The 17,428-nt window shown below is 39.0% G+C and carries 14 protein-coding genes; 7 read left to right on the plus strand and 7 right to left on the minus strand.

From position 1 onward, the window contains the following. Window positions 1-14 precede the first annotated feature (14 nt). Complete coding sequence (locus R9C00_02535; protein WPO36317.1) at window positions 15-2,948, minus strand: FAD-linked oxidase C-terminal domain-containing protein; 2,934 nt, start codon at window positions 2,946-2,948, stop codon at window positions 15-17. 237 nt (window positions 2,949-3,185) lie between these two features. On the opposite strand from R9C00_02535, the gene bamD reads away from it, so the two are divergent. The 5 genes from bamD to R9C00_02560 all read left to right on the plus strand — a co-directional run bounded on the left by bamD (window position 3,186) and on the right by R9C00_02560 (window position 7,517). After that, window positions 3,186-4,037 carry an outer membrane protein assembly factor BamD gene (gene bamD / locus R9C00_02540; protein WPO36318.1) on the plus strand — a complete coding sequence of 284 codons (852 nt, stop codon included), beginning with the start codon at window positions 3,186-3,188 and terminating at the stop codon, window positions 4,035-4,037. 54 nt (window positions 4,038-4,091) lie between these two features. Further along, on the plus strand, window positions 4,092-4,403 hold the full coding sequence (locus R9C00_02545; GenBank protein ID WPO36319.1) for a DNA-directed RNA polymerase subunit omega: 312 nt from the start codon (window positions 4,092-4,094) through the stop codon (window positions 4,401-4,403). Window positions 4,404-4,490: 87 nt separating this feature from the next. Beyond that, window positions 4,491-5,699, plus strand: coding sequence for a bifunctional phosphopantothenoylcysteine decarboxylase/phosphopantothenate--cysteine ligase CoaBC (coaBC, locus tag R9C00_02550; protein WPO36320.1), 1,209 nt, complete (start codon window positions 4,491-4,493; stop codon window positions 5,697-5,699). 7 nt (window positions 5,700-5,706) lie between these two features. Further along, complete coding sequence (locus R9C00_02555; GenBank protein WPO36321.1) at window positions 5,707-6,621, plus strand: DUF4835 family protein; 915 nt, start codon at window positions 5,707-5,709, stop codon at window positions 6,619-6,621. 455 nt (window positions 6,622-7,076) lie between these two features. Next, a complete protein-coding gene (locus tag R9C00_02560; GenBank protein WPO36322.1) occupies window positions 7,077-7,517 on the plus strand; it encodes a hypothetical protein in 441 nt (146 codons plus the stop codon). Window positions 7,518-7,593: 76 nt separating this feature from the next. On the opposite strand, the gene R9C00_02565 is transcribed toward R9C00_02560, so the two are convergent. The 4 genes from R9C00_02565 to rpmH form a co-directional block, all read right to left on the minus strand. Beyond that, window positions 7,594-8,106, minus strand: coding sequence for a cupin domain-containing protein (locus R9C00_02565; protein WPO36323.1), 513 nt, complete (start codon window positions 8,104-8,106; stop codon window positions 7,594-7,596). A 123-nt stretch (window positions 8,107-8,229) separates the two neighbouring features. Continuing rightward, window positions 8,230-9,900, minus strand: coding sequence for a S41 family peptidase (locus R9C00_02570; GenBank protein WPO36324.1), 1,671 nt, complete (start codon window positions 9,898-9,900; stop codon window positions 8,230-8,232). 317 nt (window positions 9,901-10,217) lie between these two features. Continuing rightward, window positions 10,218-10,649, minus strand: coding sequence for a ribonuclease P protein component (gene rnpA / locus R9C00_02575; GenBank protein ID WPO36325.1), 432 nt, complete (start codon window positions 10,647-10,649; stop codon window positions 10,218-10,220). A gap of 175 nt (window positions 10,650-10,824) precedes the next feature. Continuing rightward, on the minus strand, window positions 10,825-10,983 hold the full coding sequence (gene rpmH / locus R9C00_02580) for a 50S ribosomal protein L34 (protein WPO36326.1): 159 nt from the start codon (window positions 10,981-10,983) through the stop codon (window positions 10,825-10,827). Window positions 10,984-11,406: 423 nt separating this feature from the next. On the opposite strand from rpmH, the gene pgmB reads away from it, so the two are divergent. Beyond that, window positions 11,407-12,054, plus strand: coding sequence for a beta-phosphoglucomutase (pgmB, locus tag R9C00_02585; protein WPO36327.1), 648 nt, complete (start codon window positions 11,407-11,409; stop codon window positions 12,052-12,054). Between the two features lie 83 nt (window positions 12,055-12,137). On the opposite strand, the gene R9C00_02590 is transcribed toward pgmB, so the two are convergent. Beyond that, the gene (locus R9C00_02590) at window positions 12,138-12,551 is read right to left on the minus strand and encodes a hypothetical protein (protein ID WPO36328.1); all 414 of its coding nucleotides are present in this window, start codon (window positions 12,549-12,551) and stop codon (window positions 12,138-12,140) included. A 164-nt stretch (window positions 12,552-12,715) separates the two neighbouring features. Next, on the minus strand, window positions 12,716-13,780 hold the full coding sequence (locus tag R9C00_02595; GenBank protein WPO36329.1) for a hypothetical protein: 1,065 nt from the start codon (window positions 13,778-13,780) through the stop codon (window positions 12,716-12,718). 217 nt (window positions 13,781-13,997) lie between these two features. Between R9C00_02595 and R9C00_02600 the strand changes: the two genes are divergently transcribed. Continuing rightward, on the plus strand, window positions 13,998-17,390 hold the full coding sequence (locus R9C00_02600; GenBank protein WPO36330.1) for a two-component regulator propeller domain-containing protein: 3,393 nt from the start codon (window positions 13,998-14,000) through the stop codon (window positions 17,388-17,390). The last annotated feature ends 38 nt before the right edge of the window (window positions 17,391-17,428 follow it).

The following is a 17,428-nucleotide window of genomic DNA, read 5'->3' on the forward strand; positions in this document are numbered from 1 at the left end:
TCTTCATCTTCAAATTATACAAGAGCATTCCACAAAACTTCAAGCGTGTGAATGGCTTTCCTGCCCGTGCCATCTTTTATCTGATGCCTACAGCTAGTGCCAGGAGCCGCAATGATCACATTATCAGGCTGCTTTCTTACGGTTGGGAACAGCACAAGTTCGCCAACTTTCATTGAAACTTCGTAATGCTCTTTTTCATAACCAAAAGAGCCTGCCATGCCGCAACAGCCAGAAGGAATCATATGAACCTCGTAGTTTGCGGGCAACGTAAGCATTTTTTTTGTAAATGTTAATGATGATAAAGCTTTTTGGTGGCAATGGCCATGAACTTTTACTAACTGCTTTTCTGTGGTAAAATATGAAGCATCTATTTTTTTCTTATCGGCTTCGTTGGCTATAAATTCATCTATTAAATAGGTGTTGGCGGCAATTTCTTTTGCGGCTTCTTTTAGTTCAGCAGGAACTAGGTCGGGATACTCATCTCTAAACGTAAGGATAGCCGAAGGCTCAATTCCCACCAAAGGAGATTCTGGAGTTACTTTTCCAGCCAATAGTTTTACATTTTTAGTCGCAATCTCTTTTGCGTTTTTTACCAAGCCTTTTGAAAGCGAAGCTCTTCCACTTTCTATATGGTTAGGGATTTCAACAGCATAATTTAGCTTTTCTAGAAGCTGCACAGCTTTTATTCCAATAGGCGTATCATTGAAGTTGGTGAACTCGTCGCAAAAGAGCAAAACTTTTCCATTAGCCCCTTTTAAAGGTTTAATGTTCTTTTTTGCCCATTTTTTTAGCGTGGTGCTATGAAGTTGGGGAATTGGTCTTTCTTGTGCAAATCCGTTTACCTGCTTTATTAAACTACCGGTAAGCGAGTTTTTTATCAAGAAATTGTAGATGCCCGGAGCAATAGATGCCAAATTATTTGCCTTGACAACATTTGCGATCATCTTTGAGCGGAAAGGAACACCTTTTTGTTCATAGTGATGTTGGTAGAACTCTGCTTTTAGACGAGCCATGTCCACATTGGAAGGGCATTCGGACTTGCAGCCTTTGCACGAAAGGCAGAGGTCGAGTACTTCTTTTACTTCTTCGTGGGCAAATGGATTGCTTTCGGTAGGGCGCGTCAAAAACTCACGTAACACATTGGCTCGGGCTCTTGTTGTATCCTTTTCGTTGCGAGTAGCCATGTAGCTGGGGCACATAGTCCCTCCAGTAAGTTCACTTTTGCGGCAATCGCCCGAGCCGTTGCACATTTCGGCAGCTCGGAGATATCCTTGAGTGTTGCTGAAGTCAAAGTAGGTTTTGAAATTAGGTGTTTTTTGCCCAGCATCGTACCTTAAAGAAGTGTCCATAGGAGGTGTTCCTACAATTTTTCCAGGGTTGAAAATCCCTTTTGGATCCCAAACTTCTTTTACTCGCTCTATTAGTTTATAATTCTTATCACCTACCATGTATTGGATGAACTCCCCTCTAAGCCTTCCATCGCCATGTTCTCCACTTAGCGAGCCTCTGTATTTTTTTACCAACTTGGCAATTTCTTCTGCTATGAGCCTAAAAAGTCGGTGTCCTTCTTGGGTTTTGAGGTCGATGATAGGGCGGAGGTGTAGTTCGCCCGAACCAGCATGGGCGTAGTGCACACAGTAAAGGTCATTTTTCTTAAGTATTTTGTTGAAATCTGCGATGAATGCCGGAAGGTCTTCAACATCTACGGCCGTATCTTCAATTACTGGGGCAGGTTTTGCATCGCCAGGAAGGTTGGATAGAAGTCCTAACCCAGCTTTTCGTAGTCCCCATACTTTTTTTACGTCGGCGCCTGTCACCAATGGGTAATCGTATCCGTAACCTTCTTTTTTCAAATCGGCTATGAGTGCATTTACCGATTCATCCATTGCTTTGGGAGTATCCCTTGAAATTTCTACCACCAAAATTGCCCCAGGATCACCGTTTACAAAAAAGCGGTTTTGACGGTGTTCGATATTTGTTTTTGTGCATTCCAATACATAATGATCCATCAGCTCACAAGCCGAGGGGTTGTGCTTTAGGGCAACAAGGTTGGCGTGCAGCGATTCGTCAACAGTTTCGAAATGAGCGCAAACTAGCGTTTTGTAAGCTGGAGGCGTTTTATCAACATGAATTTTTATTTCGGTGATAAAAGCCAGCGTTCCTTCCGAGCCTGCGATTAACTTGCAAAAGTTGAAAGGTTCTTTGCCAGCGGTAAATGGTGCTGTTTCTAATAAAAGATCAATGGCGTAGCCTGTATTTCTTCTGGGGATAGACGGTTTGGGAAAACCATCTCTTATTTCTTGTTGGTTGGATGTATCAGATAAAATTTCTTGTAGCTCCTTGTATATAGCTTGCTCTAGGGGGCTTACAATATTTTTTCCAGCACATTTTTTTTCAAATTCCTCATTTGTAAGTGCTTTGAATGTCACTTCGCTGCCATCGCTCAGAATAGCTTCCACTTCCAAGAGGTGTTCACGTGTGCTTCCATACACTACTGAGTTTGAGCCACAAGAGTTGTTGCCTACCATTCCGCCAACCATAGCGCGGTTGGCAGTGGAAGTTTCTGGTCCAAAAAATAATCCTTGAGAGGCGATTGCTCTGTTCAGTTCGTCCCTTACCACACCTGGTTGTAACCTCACCCAACTCTCTTCCTTGTTTACTTCTAATATTTTGGTGAAAGTGCGAGAAACGTCGACCACTATCCCACTGCCGACTACTTGTCCCGCTAGGGAAGTACCTGCTGTTCGAGGAATTAGCGATATGTTTTCGGTGTTGGCAAAGTCGATAAGAGTTTTTATATCGGCTGTATGTTTAGGGAAAGCGACGGCTAGTGGAAGTTCTCTATAAGCCGATGCATCAGTTGCATACAATACTTTCATAGTATCGCTGTAATGTAGCTCTCCTTCAAATTGCTTTTCAAGCTTGGTAAGTACAATATCTCTTTTCATTTGTTTCGGCTTATTTTTTGGCTCAAGACATCCTTTTGGCTTTTTTTCTCATTCAATTATAAGATGAACAAGAGTCGGAAAAAGGAGATGATATGGTTTTCTTTGATTAGATGAATGCCAAAAATAAGACAACATGTCGATTTTTATAGGGAAAAGCGACCAATAAGTAGTTAAAAAAAATTGATTGAATACGATAGACTTGCTAATAACAACTGACCACCTTAACTTTGCGGTTCGATGAAAAAATCTGTATATATAATATTATCTATTGCGGTACTTACTTTGGGCTCGTGTAGTAACCTGACCAAAATAATGAAAAGCAATAATATCAATGAGAAGTACAAGGCAGCTATAAAATACTACGAAAGTGGTGATTATTATCGTGCTGGGTTACTTTTTGAGGATTTGTTGCCGAACATGATTGGTAAGCCAGAAGCAGAACAAGTTCAGTTCTACTTTGCTTATTGTCACTATTATCAGTCTCAATTCGAGTTGAGTGCCCATTATTTCAAAAGTTTCCACGATACGTATCAGCGAAGCAATTTTGCTAACGAAGCGCTTTACATGCATGCCTACTCGCTATATAAAGCAACTCCTGAATATAACCTTGACCAGTCGAATACAGAACAGGCTATCCAAGCTGTGCAGGATTTCTTAAATATGTATCCTACTAGCAACTATGTATCTGAAGCCGAGGACTTGATAAAGGAGTTGAGAGAGAATTTAGAAGTGAAAGCTTACAATATAGCTAAGCAGTATCAAAAACTTAGGAGATACAAAGCTGCTGTAATTGCTTGTGATAATTTCCAAAAGGATTTTCCCGATTCAGATTATAAAGAGGAAATAACCTACATGAAAGTTCTTTCTCAGTACGAAATGTCAAAGGTTAGTTTACGATCTTTGCAAAAAGAGCGTTATGAGGAAGCTGTTGAATATTATTATTACTTTTTGGACAAATATCCTGAAAGCAAATACTTGAAGCCAGCAGAATCTATTTATAAGTCTTGCCAAAAAGAACTAGCAAGTCTTAATGCGCTTCAAAAAGCGAGCAAAAAAAAGCTTCAGAAAAAAGAGAAAGACAAGGTCTAGTCATGTTTCTGAAAGCTTATTCTTAAACCTGAAATATTTTAATTAAATAATTATATGGCAAACGCATCAATCATCACCAGAGACGTACCAGAACTTACTAAAGATACTGGCAATGTTTACGAAGCTGTAGTTATAGTTTCTAAGAGGGCAAGGCAAATAGGCACTAAACTCAAAGAAGAACTCAATAGCAAATTGGCAGAATTTGCCACCACGGTTGATAACCTCGAAGAAGTATTCGAAAACCGTGAGCAAATTGAAATCTCAAAATTCTATGAGAGAATGCCAAAACCAACAGCTTTGGCTATAGAGGAGTTTTTGGAAGGAAAAGTTTATTTCCGTCGTCAAGATGAACTTGGTGAAGACTAAGGTGATTCTCCTAAAAAAGCGACCCATAATTTTACTTTCAACAGTGTAGCCTTTAGTTTAGCCCTAGGATTATTCAAAAGGCGAAATATGTTGAAAAACAAAAAAATACTTATCGGAGTGACTGGTAGTATTGCAGCTTATAAAGCAGCTTTGCTCATAAGGTTACTCAAAAAGCAAGGAGCTGAAGTGAAAGTCATTATGACCGCTTCAGCTTCTGATTTTATAAGCCCCCTTACTCTAGCAACCCTTTCCGAAAACCCTGTTTATACTGTTTTCACCAAAGAAGAAGATGGAACTTGGCATAGCCATGTTGAGTTAGGTTTATGGGCAGACATTTTTGTAGTTGCTCCAGCTAGTGCCAATACTATGGCTAAAATGGCGAATGGTCTTTGCGATAACCTTCTTTCAGCGGTGTATCTTTCTGCAAGATGTCCTGTTTTTGTAGCGCCTGCTATGGATTTGGATATGTTTGTACATCCATCCACTCAACAAAACCTCAAAACCTTAAAGGGTTTTGGACATGAAATAATAGATGCGGAAACTGGGGAGTTAGCCAGTGGGCTGGTAGGGAAAGGGAGAATGGCAGAACCTGAAAATATTTTGGAAATTATTCTGAAGTTTTTTGAAGAAGATAAGCCCTTGAAAGGAAAAAAGGTGATGATTACCGCTGGTCCAACTTATGAGTATATTGACCCTGTGCGCTTTATGGGGAATGGCTCTAGTGGGAAAATGGGCTACGCTATTGCAGAAAAAATGGCAAATTTGGGTGCCGAAGTTACTATTGTCAGCGGTCCGGTTTCAGGCATAGATGTAAAAAGTGATATAGAGATCAAGAAGGTTGTGTCTGCTGAAGATATGTTTACTGCTTCTTTAGATATTTTCCCTCAAGTAAATGTAGCGATTTTTGCTGCGGCAGTTGCCGACTATACTCCAGTTGAAAAATCGCCTACTAAGATCAAGAAAAATGATTCTGAAATGAATGTGGTGCTCAAAAAGACCAAAGACATTGCGAAGGAACTGGGGAAAATAAAAAAAGAAGGACAGATTTCTGTAGGCTTTGCATTGGAAACAGATAATGAGCTTGAAAATGCAAAAAATAAGCTAGCTACAAAGAATTTTGATTTCATTGTACTGAACTCTTTACAAGATAAAGGAGCTGGTTTTGGGCATGATACCAATAGGATTACAATTGTAGAAACAGAAAGAGAAGTTGCTTTTGATTTGAAATCGAAAGCCGAAGTAGCCGCAGATATCGCAAATCATATTGTAAATTTGATAGGTCTGAAAAATAAATAGTAGTTGAATGAAGAAACTGATCTATATAAAGGTGTCTTTACTTGGAGTATTAGTGATGTTTTTTTGCACATCATTACTTGCTCAAGAACTTAATTGTAATGTCATTATCAATGACAAGCGGGTACAGACGCAAGAGCGGCAGATTTTTGCCGATATGCAAAGTGCGATCTCTCAGTTCATGAACACGACGAAGTGGACAAACGATAATGTGTCGGAAGAAGAGCGGATAAAATGTAATATCTTGATTACTCTGGGGAAGAATTCTACTGTAAATAGGTTTGTAGCAGACGTCCAGATACAATCTTTACGCCCTGTGTATGGCACTGACTATGAAACACCTTTGCTCAATTTTTTTGATAGCAAGTGGCAGTTTGAGTATAATGTTTCCCAACCATTGATTTTTGCTGAAAACACATTCACAACAGAGCTTACTTCATTATTAGCATTTTATGCTTATGTAATCATCGGTATGGATTACGATACTTTTGAAAAAGGTGGAGGAACTCCATACTATGAAAGAGCATTGAATATTGTAAGTAATTCCGAGCAACAGGGCGGAGGACCTGGATGGACATCCCGTGGTGATGTTAGAGATAGGTACTGGTTATCTGAAAATTTAAATAGCCCACTATTTCAAGATTTCAGGGATGCCCTATATATATATCATCGTTTGGGGATGGATTCCTTCTTAGAAGACCAAGATGAAAGCAGGAGTCAAATTTATGCTTCCTTGGAAAAAATAAATGCAGTGAAGACCGTTTCACCCTCATCCGTTATGCTTAATGCTTTTTTTGATGCCAAGGCTGCTGAGCTAGTAAATGTGTTCTCCAAAGGCAATATGGAGCTAAGGCAAAAAGCTGTTGACCTGCTTAATAGACTCGATCCGCCTAGTAGTGGAGATTATAAGAAAGCCCTTAAGTAAGTAATTAAATCCACAAAAGGACAGATTCTTTGCCAAAAAAAACCTGAGATGTCGGCTAATCAAGTATTTACTTGTATCTATTTACTGCTGAAAACTCTAAGTGTTTTTTGGTAAAAATACCAATTGAGCAGTTGGATTATTTAGAAGGGGATGTTTGTATGCGATAAAAACAAAGCCCTGAGTATGTGTTTGGTTTTTAAAAAGCTAGGGTTTTATGTTTTTGTGGGCTTGGATTCACTGAAAAAGATCCTTATTTAAATCTAAATGTACTAACAATTATTAAGGATAATTCCTTCTCTGATTACATACGTAATATTTTGTTTGTTTAAGAAAGCAAATTGACTGCACTTATTCAAAGTATGTCGTTATAAAAGTGCTTACGAGCATAGGTGGGGTTTTCCTCGCCTCACTAACAACACTTTAGTAAATGGATTTTAATTAAACTGACAAACAAATTGAAAAAGACAGTAAACCGTTCAATCAGAATCTTTATAGCCTCGGTATATATCCTAGGGGGCTTGGTGTTCTTCAAACAGAATTATAAAGACCACCAGTTTATAGAAGAGCTTAAGCAAGAAGGAGTTGCTACTACTGCTGTAGTTAAAGACGTAAAAATAACGAAAGATGGAATTTGTCCTTTTATCGAGTTTAAGGTAAGCGAAGGTGAGAAAGTAGCATTCTTGGCATTCGAAAACGAAGAGGTTGAAGTAGGTGAAACTGTTGAGGTGAAATATAACCCTGAAAATATTCAGCAAGCAGCAATTCTAGCTGACTTGGAGAATTACCCAAGAAATTTCAAAGAGTCCGTATTTGGAAGTGCAGTATTTTGTGCAATCTGCCTTTTTGTATCGGTATTTACCCTAACCAGCAAACGATTCAAATTACAAATAGCTTAATTGCGATATCACAACTAAATTACAATGCCTCTTCAGCTTTTGGAGGGGCATTTTTTTGTATAAAAAAACTCAAAACCTATTGTCTAGTCAGCTTTGAGATTAAAGCTTCATGCTCTGGATAGGTAGCAGTGAGTTCATTGTATTTTGCCAACTCAAAGTCCTCAAAATCAAATCCAGGTGCTACAGTGCAGCCTACAAGTGCATATTCATTCCCTTCTTTCATTCTTGAGCCAAACCATGTGCCTGCTGGGACAACTGCTTGGAACACTTCTCCTTCATCGGCATTGCTTCCCAAATGTATGTCTTCTCTAGCTCCATCTGGGTGGATTATATGGACTACCATGCTGTCCCCGTAATAGAAATGCCACAGTTCATCGGAGGCTATTTTATGAAAAGCTGAGAAGTTTCCGGATTCAATCAAAAAGTAAATGGCAGTGGAGAAAGCTCTTTTCCCAGCGTACCTATCGGGTAATGCTTCTTTGTCAATTTTTTCGTTGCTAATGTAAGTTTGCTTGAAATACCCTCCTTCAGGATGTGGCATTAACTCAAGTTTTTTTACCCAATACTCTACTGGCTTTTTTTCCATCATAACCGAAGAATAGCATTTGAAAATGAATTCAAATATATGGATGAAATTTAAAAATTTGGTTGGGACAAAAAATAAGGACTCAGAAATGAGTTCTTATTTTTTGCAGCTTACTTTCTAATTCAATTAGTCTTTGAAAGTTCCAGGTGATAAAACAGTAGAGTAATTATCGGAATCGCCTAGAAGCGCTACTGCTGTTTGGATATCCTTATCGTAATCAAAAGTTGCTTCAATCGCTCCCCTTTGCAAGTAATAACGAGTGGCAATTTCAATTTCGATAAACTTCTTTATTTCATCTTTGAACTTGAACAAATCCGAATCCTTGTTGTGGGAAATCTTGGTTTCAAGATCAGTTATTTGGGCTTGTATATCATCGTAGTATTTTTCCGATTTTGCATTTGCCACGAATTCATTCAACAAATATTCTACTTTTGTAGTGTAGTCATATTCCTTGTCACTCAACCACTTGGCAAATTCTTGATACTGGCTGTCTGTTAATGAGAAAGCTTTTGCATCAGGTATAGATGGGTGGTTGTAGTAAAAATCAGTTGCGTAATCGAAAATCAATCCCTTGTTAATAAGAGTACGAGTGATTGGTGCTACACTTTCGTATTCAGTGCTTAAATCAGGGTCAATTCCCCCTCCATCAAATACAATTCTTCCGCCTTTAGTCTTAAAAGCAACCCTTAGAGAGTCAGGTACTTTATCTGCTTGTCCATTTTCATTGCGGTGCGAATAGTCAATTTCCTGTATGCATCTTCCACTAGGAATATGGTACTTAGCTACTGTTACCTTAAGCTTGGCATTGTATGAAAGTGAACGAGTAGCTTGTACAAGACCTTTTCCAAAAGATCTTTTTCCTATCAATACTCCTCGGTCATAATCTTGAATAACGCCTGCAACAATCTCTGACGCTGAAGCACTCGACCTGTCAATTAGTACGGCAAGAGGAATTTCTGTATCAGTAGGGTTGTTCAATGCTCTATGAACCTTATTCCAATCCTTGATTTTACCTCTTGTGCTTACTATTTCAGAAGACTTTGGCAGGAATAAGTTAGATATGTTGATGGCTTCGCTTAAAAGTCCACCAGGGTTGCCTCTTAGGTCTAGCACTATGCTAGTAGCTCCTTGTTTCTTAAGATCTAATAATGCACTTTTTACTTCTTTGCTAGCATTTTGAGTAAAGTCAGTAAGCTTGATCAAGCCAATGTTCTCTTGTACCATGCCATAATAGGGCACATTTTTTAGCTGGATATTTTCCCTTTTTAACGTAAGGTCAAAAGCAGAGATTTCATCGGGGCGTTTGATCTTAAGGTTTATTTCAGAACCTGCCTGCCCTTTCAAAAGCTTGCTGATTTCATTGATAGAAAATTCACTGACATTTATGCCATCAACTTCTAGTAGCTCGTCACCTATTTTTATACCTGCTTTGTCGGCAGCAAAACCTTCATTGGGCATGATGATTTTTATCTTGTCGCCTTTTCTACCTATAATGGCTCCAATCCCTCCATATTCACCAGTGGTCATCGTCCTGTAATCATCTATTTGATCTTCGGGGATGTAATTAGTATAAGGATCTAGTGTGCCTAGCATAGAGGCAATACCTGTGTTTACCAAGTCAGTTGGGTCGATTTCATCTACATAATAGCGGTTGACCTCCTTGAAGAGTGTGGTAAAAATGTCAAGATTTTTGGCAATCTCGAAGTATTTGTCTGAAGGTCTGAACGCAAACAGGGATGCGACAGAAACGATGATCAAAATTGCGAATTTGAATTTTCTCGACTTCAACTTTCCCATAGTAACTTAAAAAGATGTTTTAAGATTTAATGTAAGCCAATTTTATGCAAGTTTTATAAAAAACCAATAACTTTTTAAGTTATGTGGGTTTCTGTAGATGAGCAAATGGCTTTATTTATCATTTGTATTGCTAATACTTTAGTATTAAATATAGCAATGATTTATAGTTTTTGAAAATCTGTATGCTTAACAAACCTTGCTAATTATCTGAAATTAGCCAAGCTCTATTCAGCTAATACGAGATCTGCATCCAGATGAGTTAATGTTTTTTACTAACAACGCTTTTACGATAAAAGGTTTGTAGGTAGCTAGTTTATTTAAGATTGATTTTTCGGGTTGGAGGCTAATGCGACCTTTTCAAGTGCTTTTATTAGTTGCTTTTCTATCTTGTCAAAAGGCAATATGGTCTTGTCTACATAAATGATTGCCAGTGACTTAATAGTGTTTTTTTTCTCACTATCCCAAACGGTATTTTTATTCAAACGATAAGCTTCCCGTATTCGTCTTTTAATCAAGTTCCTATCTACTGCCTTTTTGAAAATTCGCTTAGGGACAGATATTAAAACCTGCGGAAATGCAACATATTCGTCTGTTTCTGAAAGTAAGACAAACAACACCTTGAAAGGGTGGGAAAATTGGCTCTTTTTTGAGGTAAATACCTTTTGGATCTCTTTTCTTGAAGAAAGCCTTTCGGTCTTAGGAAAAGTGAATAGGTGATTTTGGGAAGGGGAATATGAGGATTCACTCATAAAATACAAGCCAAGTATACTGTGAAAAAGCTTGGATGGGAATAGGCAGAACTGCTTTGTTTTGATATCTGTTGCATACACAAAACAAGCAAACACTAAAGATACCACGCAGAAGTGGAATTAGTATTTGCTTGTTTATAAGTATGAATACATAGCACTTGGCTATGGAAGATCCTTACGCTTTGTGTCTACGTTCGCTAGAAACGCTTAGTTTTTTTCTGCCTTTAGCCCTTCTTTTGGCTAAGACAGCTCTACCAGCAGGTGTCGTCATTCTTGAACGAAACCCATGTTTGTTTCTTCTCTTACGGTTCGATGGTTGATATGTCCTTTTCATGGATGTTCTGTTTTACTGCTATCTTTTTTGAGTTTGCAAAGATAGATATTTTTAGTAAAAAACTAAAAGTTGTCTTTAAAAAATGAACGAGTTTACATGAAATTCATGATTTTGAGAAAAAACAGGTAGAAATAGTGGCTTCGACGAAGGGTTCATCGAAGTAAATTGATGTTTACCGAGCCATTGGTCTGGTTGGTCGAATGCAGACATCTAGTCTGAAAATAGCCCCGTTAGTATTAGTGAAGTTTGGATGGTAATAAACATCCAATTTCAAGTAGGATATTTTAAGGATTATTTGGTTTAATTGTTAAGGAGACCCCATCTCGATTCGAGGTGGGGTCTTTTTTTGTGTTTTTTCTTGCCTTTAATATCCAGAAAGCTACATTCGTACAAAAGTATTTTTCCTCTTAACACATAAAAGACATGGCATTAGCAAAGGCTTGTATTTTTGACCTTGATGGGGTTGTAGTTGATACGGCAAAGTATCATTATTTAGCTTGGAAACGCTTGGCAGAAGAGCTTGGTTTTGATTTTACAAAAGAAGATAATGAACTCCTTAAAGGGGTGAGTAGGGTTCGGTCTTTCCAAATTATACTTGAAATAGGAGGGAAAGAACTCTCAGAAGAGGCTTTTCAGGAGGCAATGGATAAAAAGAACAAGTGGTATTTAGAGTATATCTATAAGATGACGCCAGAGGAAATCCTTCCTGGGGTCTCAGACTTTCTTTCATTATTGAAAGACAATGGGATTAAGATAGCTTTGGGCTCAGCGAGTAAAAATGCGAAAACTATTTTGGAGCAAATAAAGATGCTGGACGCATTTGATGCCATAGTGGATGGAACGCATGTGAGCAAACCAAAACCTGATCCTGAAGTATTTTTGATAGGAGCTAAGGAGCTGGGAGTAGAACCTACAGAATGTGTAGTGTTTGAAGATGCAATAGCTGGCGTGGAGGCAGCTAAAAATGGCAATATGCATTGTATAGGTGTAGGAGATCCAGAAGTATTGGGTAAAGCCGATTTTGTAATATCAACCTTCGAAGGCTTGGGATTGGATAGAATTGATTTTTAGATAAAAAAAGCCCCAAATGTTATGTATAACTTTTGGGGTGCACTTCACATTGCAGGGCTTTTCACTTATGAACCTTTGGTAGGTTATTGTTTTCTTAAGTCGAACATTTTGGCTTGAAGCATAGACGCATCAAAGCTATCTGTCGATTTTTTGCCCAATGCCATGCTTTCCATGTACCAAGCTACCGCTTTTTCTGGAAGGTTATTCACTCGGTAATAATCACCCATTACTTCAGTATTAAATTGGGTCTTTTTTATTTCAATTGATTTGTGAATCCATTCAGAGGCTTCTTTCATGTTTACCTTCTTTTTAATGCACAGTTGAGCTGCTTCAGCTAGTGTTTTCCAATCATCGGGTGCTGCTTTTTCCACAGAGGCTCTAGCTTTTTCAACTACTTTTTCTCCGCCTATAGAGGCAAATAGATGGTTGCCAGAAATAATTAAAAGTGCTGCGGTAAATAAGGAGATTTTTTGGGATAAGCTTGTTACAGATTTCATAATTAGATAAGTTTTATGTTTTGTAATTATAGTTTGACACTACTTACCCTTTGTGCAAATCTGCTATCTTTTTTGTTTAATAATTTGTAAATCAGTTATTTATATCGAGTACTCTTATCCTTGATGTGTACGGATTCTTACACAGGTCGCCAAAAGCGTACATATCACCTAATTGGGGTTACCCTAACCTGTTCATCCAGAACCTTTTGACATAAGCCAAGGTCCAAGTCAGTATAGTTTAGGAAGTAAACATGATCTATTTGGCAATCAGGGTTGTCTTCCATATAAGCTACTGCTGTGTTTATGAGTAAATCAGCGGTTTGGAATAGGTCTCTTCCCGCAGTTCCCGTGCCCATAAGTGGAAATAGGATGCTTTTTGGATTAAGCTCCTTGTATTCGGCAAGTTCGGCTTCTTTTAGACAGCTTACTATGCAATCTTGAATATTTTCAATAGGCAAATACCCATGTCCTGGCTGTCCCCTAGATGAGGCTACATGAAAAACCTGTTTAACATTATTGCTTCTTTCCAGTTCCCCCGCAATGGTGGATATTACTGCTGTAGACTCCACTCTCAGTATGCCTACAAGTTTAGCTTTCAGTTCTTCGTAGATCGTGTCTTTGTCTACCATTTTGGAAACTTTATGGCGACTTGCTCCTAAATAGCGGATAATTCCCGAGATGGAGTTGTCGTAAAAGCGGGCTAGCTGCATGTTTGTATTTTCCGAATTCACCCAGATGTCCACTTCATCTACTTGTGTGATATTTCCCGTTATTAACCGGATTTCTTTAGAAGGAACCTGCTTTATTTTATACCTGTAGATGTCTTTAAAGGCGAGTGGTTTTGCTATCCTCTTTCCTTCCTTGCTGTTGTCCATCATGGTTTGCTGTGCCCGTTCTCTTTTGAGTTTGTCGAGGTCAGCCCTTAGTTTATCTGTATCTATTCCTTTGGTAGAGGCTTTTACCCCATAATACCATGTAAGAATAAATGCACCAAATGCGCCGCCTACCTTGAAGCCCATAAATGAACCATCTGCTTGGGCGCTTGGAAAAAAGAAGGAGATGAGGAAGGCAGGAAAGATGGCGATTAAAAGCCAGGTGATTACTATTGCGCTATTAAAATTTTTTCTATTTGTATCCTTGGAATAGTAATAATAAGAGAACAGTCCTAAAATGAGGCAACTTACAGCAACTGCTACTATGATATTTTGTGCAACGTCTTTTACGTCCATTTGGCTAAAAATTATGTCTAATTCCCAATTTTCAAAAAATACCTTTCATTTCAAATAGAATACTTGGGAAAATGTCTCGCTAGCAAAATTTTCTGCTAAAAGTAGCTGTGAATACTTTCCATGTAAGGTATTCAAAAATATTTTATCAATATAGCGTTAAGCTCAAAGCAACCGAGTTCGCTTTTTAGTGCAAAGAACTACTTAAACTTTACTCCCAATGCTAAAGTACATTATAGGCTTTTACTTGCTTTTCGCTATAACTGGAAGGGTGTTTTCCCAAACCGAACAAGTGAAATTTGAGCACTTTTCAATCGATAATGGAATTTCCCAAAGCACCATTCGCTCGCTCATGCAAGATAAAAATGGGTTTGTTTGGGTTGCTACGCAAGACGGGCTTAATAAATACGATGGTTATCAATTTACCAATTATTATTTTGACCCGAATATTAGCGGAACACTTTCCAATAATTTTGTGATGGACTTGCTGGAGGATTGTGATGGGGGAATTTGGGTAGGTACTAGAAGGGGAGGACTTAACTTTTTTGATGTAGCTACTGAAAAGTTTAAAGCATACACACACTTGCCTGAGAGCAAATTCACGATCAGCAATAACCAAGTGCAAACCTTGTATGAAGATTCTCAGAAGCGTTTGTGGATAGGTACTGCCCACGGTTTGAATTTGTACAATAAGGAAAAAGATCTTTTTGAGCGATTTTTTCTAAACGCTGCCCATAAGGATACCCCGGCAAACTCTGTAAGATCAATTTTGGAACTTAGCAAAGGCAAGTTGTTAATTGGTACTGGAGGAGGCTGCTACCTGTTCGATGTAGAGAGCGGTTCTTTTGAAAAGGTAAACGGTGTAGAGGAAGGCGTAAATGTGTTGTATGAAGGGGAAGAGAAAAAGCTTTGGGCAGGTACAGAACAGGGACTGTTTCTGTTGGATAGAGTAGATAAAACTTGGGAAAAGCTAGCGCTTGAAGGTGACTTTTCTATAACCTCTATTGCAGCTTATTCCAAGGAATGGATGTGGTTGGGTACTGCTGAGAATGGATTGATTAGTTACCACATTCCCTCCGGGGAAAAGCAGGTTTACACCAATAGAAAAGGAAAGGTATATAGCCTTTCGCATAATCATATCTATACTATTTTTAAAGATAATAGCGGTACGATGTGGGTAGGCACGTACAATGGACTCAATAAATACGATGAAGCCGTTCATTATTTCAAAGCTTATTTTCATGACCCTTTGGATGACAAAACTCTAGCCAATGATAATGTAAGAGGAATTACTACCGACTCCGAGGGCAAAACTTGGGTAGCGACCAGAGGTGGGGGGGTGAGTGTGTTGAAGGGAGATGAAGTAGTTAAAAAATATAAGAGAAGTGAAGGGCTGCCCGACAACAGGGCAGAGGCGGTTTTTGTCGATAGCGAAGGAAATATTTGGGTTGGTTTGCAAACAGGGCTTTGCTTGCTAAATCCTCAATCGGGTGGAGCTACCTTTTTCCAGTCACCAAAATCGACTCCACTATGGGCAGAAAACAACCATGTCCACGAAATTTTTGAAGATACAAAAGGGCAACTTTGGCTTGGAACCTTAGGAGGTTTGAATAAGTTCGATAAGGCTTCGGGTAGCTTTGAAGTATATCAGGATGATGAAAGCGACAGCTTGGGGCTTAGGGGAAACTACGTGAGGGCAATTTTTGAAGATAGCCGTGGACTGCTTTGGGTAGGGACGTACGACGGACTCAACCAGTTTTCTTTTGGGGAAAATGGCAAACCCTCCATTAAACATTTCCAACACAAAACATGGGATAGCAATAGCCTAAGCTACAATTATGTGAGGACGATCCACGAAGATGGCGATGGAAATATTTGGGTGGGAACAGCCGGTGGAGGCTTAAACAAACTAACCGTTTCGGCAGATGGAAGGGTATCGCAATTCGAGCGTTTTTCTACAAAAGAAGGCTTGGCAAATAATAGTATTTATGGGATTTTGAGTGATGGAGAAGGGCTGCTTTGGATTTCTACCAATAAAGAATTAGCCCAGTTCAACCCCAAAAAGAAGACCTTCCGAACTTATGGTATTAAGGATGGTTTGCAATCCAATGAGTTTAACCAAGGGGCTTATCATAAAGATGCAAAAGGTAATATGTACTTTGGTGGGCTTAGTGGCCTGAGTGCTTTCCACCCCAGTCAAGTAAAAGAAAATACCTTTGCTCCTCCCATTGTACTTACAGAGTTTAGGCTTTTTGGGAGTAAGGTGCCAATAGGAAACATGGATGGGCGGAAGCTACCTGTATTGGAAAAGCATATCAACCAGACTAGAGAAATTCTTCTCAATTACGATGAAGATGTGTTCACTTTCGAGTTTGCCGCACTCAATTTCCGTCATTCGGAGCACAATCATTACGCGTATAAGATGGAGGGCTTTGATGAACGTTGGCATAACCTGGGCAGTGATCGCACCGCTACATTTACCGGGCTACCTCCTGGCGAATATGTGTTCAAAGTAAAAGCTTCTAACAATGATTTGGTCTGGAACGAAGAGGGGAAAGCCATACAACTAACCATCAGTCCTCCATTTTGGGAAACCGCTTGGTTTAGGACTCTCGTACTTCTGCTCATTATCTTGTTAGTCATTTTGGTACACAAACTACGAGTGCAGAACATCAAAAAGCAAAAAGTGAAGTTGGAAGGCTTGGTGGAAGTACGAACAAAAGAACTAAGAGAAGAGAAGGAAAAGGTAGAAGCCTACAACAAAGAAGTATTGATTAAGAACAAAGAGATAAGCGAGCAAAAAGAAGAGCTTGAGCATAGGAATATCAAGATCATGGATAGCCTTCGTTATGCAGAGACCATTCAAAAAGCCATCTTGCCCGAAGACTATAAAATCCGAAAAGCTTTCGATGAGTTTTTTGTTCTTTACCGACCCAAAGATATCGTTTCAGGAGATTTTTATTGGTTCTCTAAAGTGGATACTACCGATGAGCAAGGCAACCGAAAAGAGGTTTCTATCTCTGCAGTGATCGATTGTACTGGGCACGGCGTGCCTGGAGCCTTCATGAGCCTGATAGGAAATGCCATCCTCAACGAAATAGTGAACGAGAACAAAGTGACGGATGGAAAGCAGATTTTGGATATGCTTAACAAGAAAATCTACAAATCGCTAAAGCAAGAAGATGAGCTCAATACCGATGGAATGGACATGTGCTTGGTGACTATTGAGAAAAAAGATGAAAACGAAAGCCTGATCAAGTTTTCGGGTGCTAAACGCCCACTATTTATTTATCAAAAAGCAACAGAAAAAATCACCGTATTGCCAGGGGCCAGGAAGTCGATTGGTGGAAAACAGCGCCACAATAAGTTTTATGTAAACGAAGATTTTGTGATTAAAAAAGGAGATATCCTTTACCTCACCACAGACGGGTTGGTAGATCAAAACAACCGTACTGGGGACAAGTTGGGTAGGGTTAGATTACTGAAGTACTTACAAAAGATAGCGACTAGCCCCTTAGAGACTCAAAAAGAGGAACTGGAAGAGTTGATAGAGCGCTATCAAAAAAATGTGGAGCAGCGAGATGACATTACCGTGATGGGGATCAAAGTGTAGAAAGGCTTCACTACTGAGTGCTTGCATTAGTTGAATAC

The sequence above is a fragment of the Flammeovirgaceae bacterium SG7u.111 genome (assembly GCA_034044135.1).
Classification (GTDB): domain Bacteria; phylum Bacteroidota; class Bacteroidia; order Cytophagales; family Flammeovirgaceae.